Source organism: Streptomyces sp. YJ-C3 (assembly GCF_053891275.1).
Genome location: NZ_CM132685.1, coordinates 2394920 through 2409391, shown reverse-complemented (window position 1 = coordinate 2409391; position 14472 = coordinate 2394920). Strand labels below are relative to the sequence as shown.

Genomic DNA, 14472 nt, shown 5'->3' with positions numbered 1-14472 from the left:
GGCGGCGTGGGCGGCCCCGTTTCGGGGAAGCGGCCGCTCGGTGCGGTCTGTTACGCGGCCCAGTGCGCGGGCCGCGTCAGCCCCGGGGGCAGCCTGGTGGCGCCGTCGCCGCGGGCCGCGTTCAGCTGGGCCTGGGTGAGGAAGATGCAGCCCGTGAGGTCGGCGCCGCCGAGGCGCGCGTCGCGCAGGTCCGCGCCGATCAGGTCGGCCGAGCGCAGATCGGCACCGGTCAGGTCGGCGGCGACGAGGAGCGCGCCGCGCAGGGTGGCGCCGCGCAGATCGGCCGTGCGCAGGCGGGCGCCGACGAGATCGGCGCCGCGGTGGTTCTTCTTGCGCCCGGGCACCTCGGCGCGCACCAGGTCGCTCGCCCTCAGCAGCAGGGTGTTCACGTCGCCGCGGATCGCGGGCACGTCGGCCGCGAGGAGTTCGTCGGCGCCCGCGCGCGTGAGCCGCTCGATGTCGTCGCGGGCGCGGCGGGCGTCGCGGTGCACGGGCTCGGCCCGGCGCAGCTCCAGGACCTCGCTCAAGTACCAGAGCAGTTCGTGGAGTTGACGCATCACCGGGAACACCTCGTACATCGCCCGCGCGCTCTCGGGGCGCTCGCGCCAACTGACGCCCTCGAAGGTGACCTGGGAGATCTTCTGGCCCGCGCCGAAGCAGTCGAAGACGGTGCACCCCGGGTAACCCTCGTCGCGCAGCCGGGTGTGGATGCCGCAGCGGAAGTCGTCCTGGAGGTGGTGGCAGGGTGTGCCCGCGCTCTTGTTCCGCGCGAAGTCCTGGGACTTGGCGAACGGCAGCGCGACGCAGCACAGGCCGAAGCAGCTGCCGCAGTCGGCGCGCAGATCGGGGCGGTCGGGGACGGTGCGGGGGACGTCGGGGGAGGTCACGCCCCCATTGTCCCCGACCGGCCGCACGTGCCCCCTTGTGGCCCGCGCGGGACCACGCCATCGTGGCGCCCCGCACCGCCCCGCCCTCAGCGAGCCGGCGGCCCCGTGCTCTCGCGCGGTTCCAGATGGGGCAGTTCGGCCTGGAGGCTGCGGACCGGGCCGCCGTCGAGGCGGTCGAGCAGCTCCTGCGCGGCGAGCCGGCCGAACCCGGAGGTGTCGCGGACCAGAGCGGTGAGCGGCGGGTGCGTGAGCCGGCACAGGGCCGAGTCGTCCCAGGCGACCAGCGACAGCTGCTGCGGCACCCGGATGCCGCGCTCGGCGGCGACGGAGGCGCCCGCGACGGCCATCACGTCGTTGTCGAAGACGATCGCCGTCGGCGGCTCGGCCTCGTCCAGGATGCGCCGGGTCGCCTCGGCGCCCTCCGCGTCGGAGTAGTCGGTCGTCACCGAGCGGACGTCCGTGCCGGTGAGCCCGAGCCGCCCGGCCTCGGTGCGCAGCGAGCGGATGCGCCGCTCGGTGTGGGCGAGTCCGGGCAGGCCCGCGACGTGCACGATGCGCCGGTGGCCGAGGCCGTGCAGATGCGCGAGGACCGACGCCATCGCGGCCGAGTCGTCGGCCCACACCGTCGAGACGTGCGGGGCGTCGGCACCGAGGGCGGGCGCGCCGATGACGACGGTGGGCAGGCCGAGCTCGCCGAGGAGCTCGGGGCGCGGGTCGTCGGTGCGCGGGTCGACCACGAGCAGCCCGTCGACCCGGTTCTCGGCCCACCAGCGCCGGTACACCGCGCACTCGGCGTCGATGTCCTCGACGACCTGGAACAGCAGGGCGACCTTGCGGGCGGCGAGCACTTCCTGGACGCCGGAGACGAGCTGCAGGAAGAACGACTCGACGCCGAGGGTGTGCGCGGGCCGGGCGAGCACCAGGCCGATGCTGCCCGAGCGTTCCCCGGACAGGGCGCGGGCGGCGCTGTTGGGCTGCCAGCCCAGTTCTTCGGCGACCCGGTGGATGCGGTCGCGGGTGCCCTGCGAGACGCCCGGCCGGCCGTTCAGGGCGAAGGAGACGGCGCTCTCCGAGACCCCGGCGCGGCGGGCGATGTCCTTGATGGTGGGACGGCGCGCGGGAGTCGTCCTGGCGCCGTCGCCCTGCGGTGGCGGTGGCGGTGTCATCGGGATGCCCCCTCGGGTGCGGTGTGCGGTGCGTCGGCTCCGTCGACGGTGACGGCGACTGCGGGTCCGTAGGCGGAGCGGCCTCGGCAGACGGCCTTGATCAGGACCCAGTAGACCCCAGGCGGAGTGTCCATCGGGGGCCGGACACGGAACACGGCCTCCGTCTCGCCCCGGGCCGGCACCCGCAGCGGGACGGCGCGCTCGGCGATCATCCGCCAACTACCGTACGGGGAGACGGCGATGGCCTCGCCGTGCACGGGACCGTGCAGCGTGTTGCCCACGACGGCCCGGATCTCGGCGGCGGCGCCGGGCGCCACCCGTACCGCCGTACACGGCACGTGGACGTCGAGGCCGGGCGGCGGCCCGTCGGCGCCGGGCACGGTGACGGTGAGGCAGTCCTCGACGCCCGCCGCTTCTACGGACACCAGGTGGTCGCCCGGGGGCGCGCCCTCCGGCACGTCGATGACGAGCGGCAGCCGGGCCCGGCCGCCCGCGGTGAGCCGTACCTCGCCGGCGGTCCAGGAGGACGTCCAGCCGTCGGGCGGCCGTACCGTCACCGCGTGCTCCGAACAGTCTTTTCCGGTGGCCGAGTTGGAGGTCAGCACGACGTCGGTGCGCAGCGGTCCGTGGCCGGAGGCGGTGAGCGCCGACGGGGACACCGTCAGGGAGTACGGGGCGTCGCCGAGCGGGGCGGTGCCGGTGTTGTGCAGCCAGTAGCGGCTGAACCGCGGCCGCACGTGCTCCTGCCGGGGCTCGGTCGCCGGCAGCGGGCCGGTGTCGAGCCGCACGGTGGTGTACGCGTGTCCCGGCAGCGTCAGCGGGTCGGCGTCGTCGCGCGCGGTGTCGAGGAGGTCGGCGGCGGCGATGCCGTGCACCGGGACGGCCGTGGTCAGGGCGGTCCCGACGGGGCGCCCGTGGGTCTCGCGCAGCCGCACGGCCAGGGCCTGCCCGTCGGCGCGCTTGACGGTCTCGACGAGGACGCGGTCCGCGGGTTCGACCGTCAGCAGGGAGCGCGCGGCCGGGGCGGTGCCGGGGTGCGGGGTGCCGGTCACGGCGGTCAGGGGCTGGTTGAACTCCCGTCCCCTGCGCACGAGATCGGCCCGGCGCCAGTCGCCGGACGAGGCGACCAGCGCATGCTCGAAGACATGGGTCCAGTGCTGGAGCTGGAAGGCACTGCCGTCGGGGGCGGTACGCCGCGGCGGGTCCATCCACGCGCCGGACGGCCGCCCGGTGCACGACCGCAGCAGCGAGCTGTGCAGCCGCCCCCGGGTGTCGACGGCGAACCCCGGGGTGCCGCGCACCAGCAGGGCGACGGTGCGGTCCTCGAAGGGTTCCGGCGCGGCGGGCACGGGGCTCAGCGCCTCGACACGTCCCTTCTGCGCGACGGCCCGAGCGAGCGCGGCCAGGGCGGCGGGCAGATCGTCACCGGTGAGGACGGCCACCGGCAGATCGCGTACGCCGGTCAGGTCGCACCCGGGAACCCACGCCTCGCGCAGCCCGGTCCGCGCGGGCACCCACACCAGGGGCCCGCGCGCGGCGCGCACGGCCTCGGCGTACGCGGGCCCGGCGTCGGCGAGCACCGCCTCCGTGAAGGAGTTGGCCTCGGGCCCGCCGACGGCGATCCGGAAGTCCGGCAGGCTGCTGTCGACGGCGAGATCGCCCCAGCGGGGCCCCCGGGCCCGGGTGGGCGTCGTGGTGACGCCGTACCGGACGAGGGCGGTGACCAGGTCGCGGAGGGGATCGGCACCGAGTCCGGCACCGGCACCATCATCGGCATCGGCATCTGGACAGGGCCCCTCGATCCGGGCCCCGTACCCCGGCACCCCACCGTCCGGCAGCACGATCTCCCCCGCCCCCAGGGCCCGCTCCCCCACCGGCACCCCGTCCGGCCCGAGCAGGGTGGCCCGCAGGGTCGAGGACAGGGCGAACCAGTTCAGGCACGGGCTGTCGAGCGTCCACGGGGCGCGGGTGTGGTCGGTGCCGGTGTCCGTGTCGGGGAAGGCGAAGCCGCGGCCCACGGCGGCGGCCGCGGTCTCCGCCACGGGCAGCGCGCCGGGCACGTCCGCCGGGACGCGGAGCCGCAGCAACTGGTCGCTGCCGGTGAACTCGTCGACGCGGGTGGTCAGTTCGACCCGGTCGAGGCCGTGCCAGAGGGTGGTCGTGCGGGTCCAGCGGGCGGGCCCGGTGCGGCCGGCGGCGACGATACGCGCCCCGAGGGGGCTCCGCTCGACGGTGCAGCTGTCGGCGGGCGCGGCTCCTGATCCGACACCGGGCCCCTTGGGCAGCAGGTGCCAGGGCCCTTCCTCGAAGAAGGGGTGGGCGGCGTACTCGTCCTGCACGACCAGTTCGTCGACCTCGCCGGGCGCGTACAGCTCCTGCCCGCCGCACAGGTCGGTGACGCGGCTCAGGCCGCCGCCGCGCGCCGGATCGGCCTCGATGCGGAACGCTGCGTTGGCGATCACCCGCTTCCCCGCGGACACCGGCTCCCCCTCGGGAACGGACTCCTCTTCGGGCGCGAACTCCCCTTCGGGCACGGGCTCCCAGCCGCCGGACAGCGGTGCGTCGGCGACCACCAGCCACCAGGTGCGGTGCCCCAGCGGCGGCAGGTCGGCGGCGAGGAAGGCGAGCGCCACCTCGTCCGCGCCCACGTGCTCGACCAGTACGGGCGCGAGCCCTCCCGCGGCGTCCCGCACAGCGATCCGCGCGACGTCGAAACCCGCGCCCGGACGTGCCGGGTCCGCCGGACCCGCCGGATCGGTCAGAGCCGTCAGAGCTGTCAGGTCCGTCAGGGCCACCCGTGTGCGCACGACGTCCGTGCGCGTCCAGGAGACCGGATTGAAGACGGTGACCGCCACCGACCCCTCGGGCCCCGTCGTGTCGGCGACCGAGGTCAGTGCGGCGAGCGCCGACTCCCTTACGTCCTCGGCGAGTTCGGCCGCTTCCCGCCAGGTGGGCAGCAGGTCGAGGTACACCTGGTCCGAGAAGGTCCCGGTCACCGCGTCGTGGTGCCCCGCGTGCAGCAGGTGCCGCCACGCCTTGTCCAGGGCGTCGCCCGGGTAGCGCGTCAGCCCCAGGCCGTGGGCGAGCGCCGCGAACGTCTCGGCTTCCTGGACGAGGTTCCCGGCCGCCCGGTGCGCCTGCTTCACGTCCGCGTACGTGACGTCCTTGCCGGTGTAGACCGGGCCCATCTCCCGGGTGACGGGCAGCGGGCGCTCGCCGCGCGCCGCCAGCTCGGCCCGTACGGCGGCGAAGTGCTCGCGCGGCCCGGCGTGTTCGAGGCGCGGCCAGGTGTAGCGGCGGTTCCAGGCGTGCTGGACGTCGAGCCCCCAGGGGTGCGGCCAGGAGAAGTCGGTACCCATCGGGATGAGGACGTTGCGGGTCGCGGCGCCGGTGCGCAACAGCTCGTACAGCGCAAGGAGTTGTTCGGCGGCGGCGTCGGCCGAGGGCGCCTTGTGCGAGAACCAGCCGGCCGAGTAGTGCGCGGGCAGATAGTGCAGCAGGAGGCCGGTGCCGTCCGGGCCCAACCAGTCGTACTCGGCCGGGAGTTGCATCGCGGTCGGCGGGCGCAGCGCCTCGCCCCAGGTGTCCATCATGGGGCCCCACTGATGGTGCGGGCCGCGCGCGAGCACCGCCGAGTCGAGCCCCGCGTCCCGCATCAGCGCGGGGAACGACGGGTCGTGCCCGAAGACGTCCAGCTGCCAGGCGGTGCGCGGCGCGGCGCCGAGGACACCGCGGTGGAAGCCGAGCCCGTGCACCGCGCTGCGGGCGGTCGTCTCGGCCGAGGTCAGGTTGGTGGACGGCTCGTTGTAGGTGCCGCCGACGATCTCCAGGCGCCCCTCGGCAATCAACTGCCTTATTTCGTCCCGGTGTTCGGGGTGGGTGTCCCAGAAGGGCTTGAGGTAGTCGATCTCGGACAGGACGAAGCGGTACGCCGGGTCGTCTCGGGCCTGCTGCAGATGCAGCGGGACGAGCGTGAAGGCCGGGACGCCCGTGTACTCCCAGCCCTTCTCCGCCTCTCCGGGGCGGAGCGGGGTGTCCCACAGGGCGGTGTAGGCGGCCTGGGTGTTCCACCACATGGGGTCGTAGTGGAAATGCGGGACGAGCCGGACGGTCCAGCCCGGTTCGGCGACGGGGAGCGTGAAGTCGTACGCGCACAGCTCGCGGCCGTCCGGCGCGGCGACCAGGGCCCGGGCGGGCAGCGGTGTTCCGGGCGCCACGCCGTCGACCCGCACCGCGACCTCGACGACCGTCTCGATCGCCGACTCCCCTGCGGCCGCGGCAAGTTCGGCCTTCGCGTCGACGCCCGCGTACGCCTCGACGGTGTCGGCCCGCACGAGCCTGGGGCGCGGGGTGACGACCTGGGGCCCGGACACGGACACAGCGAACGGGCCGACCGGCCGTGTGCGCCGCACTCGTACGCGCACCACCTGCAGCGGCTCCCGCTCGGGGCCCGTGAAGAGGGCGGGCGTCGTGACGCCGGCGACCTGGATGCCGGAATCCTGCACGTCCACGGGAATATCCATTCTGTGCGACCGGACTGCGCCCTGGAACTAAAGCGCAATAGTGCACCCAGCTTTACGGCCGGTCGGCACACCTGTCAAACCCCCCTCCAGGACCCTCGAGTTCGACTCTGACCTGCACAGACACCCAAGTTCACCTCGAACCATTGACATGAGCTAAAACGCATTAGTAGCCTCAGCGCCGCAACGCGGGGTTCTCTGCCGCGGCACTGCCTTTTACTTCTCTGTATTCGGTCCGAGCAAAGGAGCCCCGGCCATGCGGATATCTCGCCCGTCTCGTCGTGGAGTCACAGCCACCGCGATCGCGGTCACCTCAGCCCTCGTGATGACGGCCTGCGGCGGCTCGGGGGACTCGGGCTCGGGCGGGGGTGACGCGTCCGGCAAGGTCGAGGGCACCGTCACGTTCCAGACCTGGAACCTGAAGACCAACTTCAAGGACTACTTCAACGGCGTCATCGCGGGCTTCGAGAAGAAGTACCCGGACGTCGAGGTCAAGTGGGTCGACCAGCCCGCGGAGGGCTACGCGGACAAGCTCAGCTCGCAGGCCACCGGCAACACCCTGCCCGACGTCGTCAACGTCTCCCCCGACCTCGCGACCCCGCTCGCCAAGGCCGGGCTCGCGCTCAACCTCGACGAGGCCGCGGCCCAGTACAAGGGCGAGTACCTGCCGGGCGCCTGGACGAGCCACCAGATGCCGGGCAAGGACGGCACGTACGCCTTCCCCTGGTACCTGAACACCGGCCCGATGTTCTACAACAAGAAGCTGTTCAAGGACGCGGGTCTCGACGCCGAGAAGCCCCCGACGACGTACGACCAGCTGTTCAAGGACTCGCTGCAGATGGCGAAGAACAGCAAGGGCAGGATCGCGATGCTGGCGAACGCCCCGGCCGTCGAGGACTTCGGCCGCTACGGCGTGAAGCTGATGAACGACGACATGTCGAAGTTCACCTTCAACGAGGCCAAGGGCGTCGAACTGGTCAAGAAGTACAAGGAGTTGTACGACGCGAAGGCGCTGGACTCGCAGGCGCTGACCGCGGTCGCGGAGTCGGCGGGCCGCAAGTTCCAGCAGCAGTCGATCGCCATGAACCCGGGTGGCGCGAACGACCTGGCGACGTACAAGAAGGACGCTCCGAGTCTCTACAAGAACATCGGCGTCACGCCCGCGGTGAACAACACCGGCAAGGACAACATGTACGTCCAGGGCCTGATGGTGAACTCGCAGTCGAAGGTGAAGCCGGCCGCCGTCGCGTTCGCGCACTGGGTGACCGACGCGAAGAACCAGGAGGAGTTCGGCCGCAAGGTCGCGATCTTCCCGTCGACCAAGGGCAGCCTCGACAAGCCGTACTACACCAAGGACGACGGCACCGACGAGGGGCGCATCCGGGTCACCGCCGCCAAGGCCCTGAAGACCGCGGTGAACTACACCCCGGCGGTCTTCACCGAGCAGATGAAGACGGTCCTGAAGAACGAGGTCGCCAAGGCCCTGCAGGGCAAGAAGTCCGCCCAGCAGGCCATGGACGACGCCGTCGCCGCGTGCGACAAGCTGCTGCAGCAGGCCGGCTGACCTCATGACCGCCGCACTGTCGAGCACGCAGAGCGGGGGGCCGGCCGCCACGGCCGCCCCCGGCCCCCCGGCCACCGCCAAGAAGAGCGCCCGCCGGATCAGGACCCATCTGCCGTCCACGCCCTGGCTGTTCCTGCTGCCGGGCCTGCTGGTCAACGGCGCGTTCGTCATCTACCCGTTCGTCTCGACGGTGACGAACTCCTTCACCGACCGGCGCACCCTCCTCGGCGGCGACTGGATCGGCGGCGCCAACTACACGGAGCTGTTCCACGACGAGCGGTTCTGGACGGCGCTGCGCAACAGCGTCCTCTACATGGTCGGCGTCGTCCCGCTCCTGGTGATCCTGCCGCTGCTGCTGGCGATGCTGGTGCAGCGGTATCTGCCCGGCATCACCTTCTTCCGGTCCGCGTTCTACACGCCGGTCGTCGCCTCCGTCGTCGTGGTCGGCCTGATCTGGGTGTGGATGCTCGACGACCGCGGCCTGGTCAACGCCGTGCTCGGCGCGATCGGCGTCGGACCCGTGCACTTCCTGAGCGACCAGTGGCTGCTGCTGGTCAGCGCGATGCTGGTGACGGTCTGGAAGGGCCTCGGCTACTACATGATCGTTTACATGGCCGCGCTCGGGAACGTCCCGCGCGAGCTGCACGAGGCCGCCGCCGTGGACGGGGCGGGTGCGGTGCGCCGCTTCCTCAGCGTGACCGTGCCGGCCGTGCGCCCCACGATGGTGCTGGTCGCCGCCCTGTCCTCCGTGAACGCCTTCAAGGTGTTCTCCGAGGTCTATCTGATGGCGGGCCCGACCGGCGGCCCCGGCGGCGAGGACACCACGCTCGTCATGCTGATCCAGCAGGTCGGCACCGGTCTGTCCGGCCGGGTCGGCTACGCCTCGGCGATCTCGGTGGTCGTGTTCGTGATCACCCTCGTGCTGATGCTGCTCGTGCTGCGTGCCGACCGTAAGGAGGACGCGTGAGCGCCCGCACTCCGTCCCGCACCCCCTCCCGGACGATCGACAGGTTCACGGCCGACGGTGGCCGCCGCCCGCCCGTCTGGCGGCTGGTCCTGCGCTATCTGCTGCTGCTCGTGGTCTTCGCGATCCTCGTCGGCCCGTTCCTGTGGCAGCTGTCCACGTCGCTGAAGGGCCCCACCGAGGACATCTACAGCTATCCGCCGAAGCTGCTCCCCGCGCACCCGACGTTCGACAACTTCAAGAAGGTCGCCGACCTCATCCCGGTCTGGGACTTCGCGCTGAACTCGCTGAAGGTCGCCGTCGCCAACGTCCTGACCAACTGCGTGGGCGCGGCGCTCGCCGGTTACGCCCTGGCCCGGCTGAAGTTCGGCGGACGGAAACTGACCGCGGTCGCCTTCGTCATGGCGATGCTGGTGCCGGTCGAGTCGATCATCATCGCCCAGTTCATGACGATGCGGGACCTCCAGCTCAACAACACCCTGACCGCCGTGGTGCTGCCCGGCTGCGTCGGCGCCCTGAACGTGCTGCTGATGCGCAACGCCTTCGCGAACATCCCGTACGAGATCGAGGAGGCCGCCTACTGCGACGGCGCCAACGCCTGGCAGCGGTTCACCCGGATCGCGCTGCCCGCGGTGAAGGGCACGCTCGCCGTCGTCGCGATCTTCTCCTTCATGGGGGCGTGGGACGACTTCCTGTGGCCGCTGATCGTGCTGAGCGACCAGGCGAACTTCACGCTCACCATCGGCCTGAACTATCTGCACGGCACGTTCGCCAACAACCAACGCCTGGTGGCCGCCGGCACCGTCATCGCCGTGGCCCCGCTGATCGTGCTCTTCGCCTGTCTGCAGCGCTACTTCTTCCGCGGGGTCGGCGAGGGCGCGGTCAAGGGCTGAGCCCGTACGCGTCCGTCCCCCACCCCTTCCCCGTACGACTAGGAACTGCCGCATGCCCGAAACGGCCCGCCCGCTGCGCTTCGGCGCCAACTACACGCCCACGCAGGGCTGGTTCCACCACTGGCTCGACTTCGACCTCGACGCCGTGCGCGCCGATCTCGACTCGATCGCCTCGCTCGGCCTCGACCACGTGCGGGTCTTCCCGCTGTGGCCGCTGTTCCAGCCGAACCGGACGCTGATCCGGCCGCGCGCCGTGGAGCAGCTGGTACAGCTCGCGGACGCCGCCGCCGAACGCGGTCTCGACGTGAACGTGGACGGCCTGCAAGGGCACTTGTCGAGCTTCGACTTCCTGCCGGCCTGGACGCAGACCTGGCACCGCCGCAACCTCTTCTCCGACCCCGAGGTGGTCGCGGGCCAGGAGGAGTACCTGCGCACGCTGGCCGCCGCGCTCGCCGACCGGCCGAACTTCCTCGGCATGACCATCGGCAACGAGATCAACCAGTTCTCGGGCGACCCGCACCCCGACCCGGACCGCATCTCCCATGAGCAGGCGGGGAGGTGGCTGGAGCGGATGCTCGCCGCGTGCGAGGCGGGGGCGCCGGGGAAGTTCCATCTGCACGCCGAGTACGACGCCGCCTGGTACCTGGACGGGCATCCGTTCACGCCCGCGCAGGCCGCCCGGCTCGGCGGGGCGACGGCCGTGCACTCGTGGGTGTTCAACGGCACCGCCCAGCGGCACGGCCGTACGGGCGTGGCGACCGAGCACCACGCCGCGTACCTGATCGAGCTGGCCCGCGCCTGGCACACCGACCCCGAGCGGCCCGTCTGGCTGCAGGAGGTCGGCGCGCCGGCCCCGCACATCCCGGCCGAGCACGCGGCGCACTTCACCGAGGCCACCATCGCCAACGCGCTGGACTGCGAGAACGTCTGGGGGGTCACCTGGTGGTGCTCGCACGATGTCTCCCGGGACCTCGCCGACTTCCCCGAACTCGAGTACAGCCTGGGCCTGTTGACCAACGAACGTGAGGTCAAGCCCGCGGGTGCGGCCATCGCGCGGGTCGTCGAGCAGTGGCGCGGCCGCGACCACGAGCCCGCGCCGCGCGGCACCGCGCTCGTCCTCGACACCGGGGACACCGTCGCGTCACCCCGCCGTGCGCTGTGCGGTCCGGGCGGCGTCTTCTTCGAGGCCTGGCACCGTCTGACGGCTCAGGGCGTCCGCCCCGCCGTGGTCCTGGCCGAGCACGCGCACGACACAGAGCACCTGGCCGCCCGCGGCATCACCGCGGTGGTCACCCCCGAAGAGGTCGACTGACTCTCGTCCGCCGCACCGGTTACCGTCGCTGAGCCCCGGTAACACCCCTGGTAACACCCGCACCACGAGAAGTTGGAGCCCCCATGCATGACGACCGCGCCCTGGTAGAGGCCCGTCTCAAGCGCGTGCTCGACGAGCGCATCCGCCCTGCCGTGTACCCGGAGTCGGTGCCGCTGACGGTCGAGGCGTGGACCGCGCCCGGCGAGCCGGTGCCGGTCGCCGAGGGCCTGGCCGCGACGCACGAGCCGGTCGCGGTCGGCGACGCGTGGGGGGCTCCGTGGGCCACGACCTGGTTCAAGGTGACCGGCGAGGTGCCCGCCGGGTGGGCCGGGAGGACCGTCGAGGCGGTGCTCGACCTCGGCTTCGACGAGCGGATGCCCGGCTTCCAGTGCGAGGCGCTCGTCTACACGCCGGCCGGCGAGCCGGTCAAGGCCGTCAACCCGCGCAACCAGTGGGTGCGGGTCGGCGACCCGGCGACCGGTGGTGAGCGGGTCGAGTGGCACCTGGAGGCGGCCTCCAACCCGGTGCTGCTCGGCGACAACCCGTTCCGCCCGACCGACCTCGGTGACAAGGAGACCGCGGGCGACGAGCCCCAGTACCGCCTGGAGCGGATGGATCTCGCGGTCTTCGACCGGGACGTGTGGGAGCTGGTCGCCGACCTGGAGGTGGTCGGCGAGCTGATGGAGCAGCTGCCGGTGGAGGGCGGGCGCCGCTGGGAGCTGCTGCGCGCGGTGAGCCGCTGCCTCGACGCCGTCGACCTCCAGGACGTCAACGGCACGGCGGCGGGGGCCCGTTCGCACCTCACCGGCGTGCTGTCCGCCCCGGCGGACGCCTCCGCGCACCGGATCAGCGCGGTCGGCCACGCGCACATCGACTCGGCGTGGCTGTGGCCGCTGCGCGAGACGGTCCGCAAGGTGGCGCGTACGACGTCGAACATGACGAACCTCCTCGAATCGGAGGACGAGTTCGTCTACGCCATGTCCCAGGCCCAGCAGTACGCCTGGATCAAGGAGCACCGCCCCGAGGTCTACGCCAAGGTCAAGAAGGCGGTCGCCGAGGGCCGGTTCGTGCCGGCCGGCGGCATGTGGGTGGAGTCGGACACGAACATGCCGGGCTCGGAGGCGATGGCCCGTCAGTTCGTGCACGGCAAGCGGTTCTTCCTCGACGAGTTCGGCATCGAGAACGAGGAGGCCTGGCTGCCCGACACCTTCGGCTTCGCCGCGGGCCTGCCGCAGATCATCAAGGCAGCCGGCTCCAAGTGGCTGCTGACGCAGAAGATCTCGTGGTCGCAGGTCAACAAGTTCCCGCACCACACCTTCAACTGGGAAGGCATCGACGGGACCCGGATCTTCACGCACTTCCCGCCGGTCGACACGTACAACTGCTCCATGCTGGGCCGCGAGATCGCCCATGCGGCAAGCAACTTCAAGGACAAGGGCGTCGCCCGGCACTCGCTGGCGCCGACCGGCTGGGGCGACGGCGGCGGCGGCACCACCCGCGAGATGATCGCCAAGGCCAAGCGCATGAAGTCGCTGGAGGGCTCGGCGCACGTCACCTGGGAGACGCCGGCCGAGTTCTTCACCAAGGCCGAGGCGGAGTACCCCGAACCTCCCGTCTGGGTAGGCGAGTTGTACCTCGAACTGCACCGCGCCACCCTCACCAGCCAGGCGCGGACCAAGCAGGGCAACCGCCGCTCGGAACACCTGCTGCGCGAGGCCGAGCTGTGGGCGGCGACGGCCGCCGTGCGCACCGGATTCCCCTACCCCTACGAGGACTTGGACCGGATCTGGAAGACGGTCCTGCTGCACCAGTTCCACGACATCCTGCCGGGCTCGTCGATCGCCTGGGTGCACCGCGAGGCGGAGAAGACGTACGCGGCGGTGGCGGCGGAGCTGACCGGGATCGTCGACGCGGCGCAGCGCGCGCTCGCGGGCGACGGCGAGGAGGAGCTCGTCTTCAACGCGGCGGCGCACGAGCGGTCCGGGATCGCGGCGGGCGGCGCGGGCGTCCCGGCGGTGTCCGGCACGGTGACCCTGACGGATCGCGCGGACGGCGGCCACGTCCTGGACAACGGTCTGCTGCGGGTCGAGATCGACGCCCGCGGGCTCGTGGTCTCGGCGTACGACATCGAGGCGGACCGCGAGACGGTCGCCCCGGGCGCGGCGGCGAACCTGCTCCAGATCCACCCCGACTTCCCCAACATGTGGGACGCGTGGGACGTCGACGCGTTCTACCGCAATGTCGTCACGGATCTGACGGACGTCGACACGGTGACGGTCCTCTCAAAGACCGCGGCCGGGGTCTCGGTCGAGGTGGTCCGCTCCTTCGGCTCCTCGCGCGCCACCCAGGTGCTGACGCTGGCGGCGGGCACGAAGCGCCTGGACATCGACACCGAGGTGGACTGGCACGAGACGGAGAAGTTCCTCAAGGCGGCCTTCCCGGTCGACGTGCACGCGGACCGGTACGCGGCGGAGACGCAGTTCGGTCACCTGTACCGGCCCACGCACACCAACACGAGCTGGGAGGCCGCCAAGTTCGAGGCCTGCAACCACCGCTTCCTGCACCTGGCCGAGCCGGGCTTCGGGGTGGCGCTGGTGAACGACTCGACGTACGGCCACGACGTGACCCGCACGGTCCGGGAGTCCGACTCCGGCACGACCACCACGGTCCGCCTCTCCCTGCTCCGCGCCCCGCGCTTCCCCGACCCGCGGACCGACCAGGGCGTGCACCGCTTCCGGTACGCGCTCGCGCCCGGCGCGAGCGTGGTCGACGCGGTCCGCGAGGGCTTCGGCATCAACCTGCCCGAGCGCCGTGTGACCGGCTCGGGCACGGTCGCCCCGCTGTGCACGGCGGCGTCGGACGCGGTGGCGCTGAGCGCGGTGAAGCTGGCCGACGACGGCTCCGGCGACGTGGTGGTCCGCCTCTACGAGACCGCCGGCGGCCGCGCCCGCACGTCCCTGCGGCTCGGCTTCCCCGCGGCCTCGGTGACCGCGACGGACCTCCTGGAGCGCCCGCTCGCGGACGCCCCGGCGCTCACCGTGGAGGACGGTGAGGTGGCCCTGTCGCTGCGGCCGTTCGAGCTGGTGACGCTGCGGTTCGGCCGCTGACGCACGGACACGACGGCGGGCCCGCGCGAGGTGCGCGGGCCCGCCGTCGTGGCTACCGG

General features: G+C 72.3%; 8 protein-coding genes. 5 read left to right on the top strand and 3 right to left on the bottom strand.

What is annotated here, in order from left to right:
• Positions 1–50 precede the first annotated feature (50 nt).
• From ACVHNB_RS10675 to ACVHNB_RS10665, 3 genes are all read right to left on the bottom strand, one after another.
• Positions 51–887: a pentapeptide repeat-containing protein gene (locus tag ACVHNB_RS10675; RefSeq protein ID WP_456227901.1), complete on the bottom strand. Its 837-nt coding sequence runs from the start codon at positions 885–887 to the stop codon at positions 51–53.
• An 86-nt stretch (positions 888–973) separates the two neighbouring features.
• Positions 974–2053, bottom strand: a complete 1080-nt coding sequence (locus tag ACVHNB_RS10670; RefSeq protein WP_428951624.1) for a LacI family DNA-binding transcriptional regulator — start codon at positions 2051–2053, stop codon at positions 974–976.
• Positions 2050–6564, bottom strand: coding sequence for a glycoside hydrolase family 38 N-terminal domain-containing protein (locus ACVHNB_RS10665; RefSeq protein ID WP_456227900.1), 4515 nt, complete (start codon positions 6562–6564; stop codon positions 2050–2052). Before ACVHNB_RS10665 ends, ACVHNB_RS10670 begins: the two co-directional genes overlap by 4 nt.
• A 265-nt stretch (positions 6565–6829) precedes the next feature.
• Here ACVHNB_RS10665 and ACVHNB_RS10660 point away from each other — a divergent pair, with 265 nt between their 5' ends.
• The 5 genes from ACVHNB_RS10660 to ACVHNB_RS10640 all read left to right on the top strand — a co-directional run bounded on the left by ACVHNB_RS10660 (position 6830) and on the right by ACVHNB_RS10640 (position 14413).
• Positions 6830–8137 carry an ABC transporter substrate-binding protein gene (locus ACVHNB_RS10660; protein WP_428951626.1) on the top strand — a complete coding sequence of 436 codons (1308 nt, stop codon included), beginning with the start codon at positions 6830–6832 and terminating at the stop codon, positions 8135–8137.
• A 4-nt stretch (positions 8138–8141) separates the two neighbouring features.
• Positions 8142–9104: a carbohydrate ABC transporter permease gene (locus ACVHNB_RS10655; protein WP_428951627.1), complete on the top strand. Its 963-nt coding sequence runs from the start codon at positions 8142–8144 to the stop codon at positions 9102–9104.
• Positions 9101–9994 (top strand): carbohydrate ABC transporter permease, encoded by an 894-nt coding sequence (locus ACVHNB_RS10650; RefSeq protein WP_428951628.1) that lies wholly within the window; start codon positions 9101–9103, stop codon positions 9992–9994. Before ACVHNB_RS10655 ends, ACVHNB_RS10650 begins: the two co-directional genes overlap by 4 nt.
• Positions 9995–10046: 52 nt before the next feature.
• A complete protein-coding gene (locus ACVHNB_RS10645; protein WP_428951629.1) occupies positions 10047–11306 on the top strand; it encodes a glycoside hydrolase 5 family protein in 1260 nt (419 codons plus the stop codon).
• A gap of 83 nt (positions 11307–11389) precedes the next feature.
• Positions 11390–14413, top strand: a complete 3024-nt coding sequence (locus ACVHNB_RS10640; protein ID WP_456227899.1) for an alpha-mannosidase — start codon at positions 11390–11392, stop codon at positions 14411–14413.
• The last annotated feature ends 59 nt before the right edge of the window (positions 14414–14472 follow it).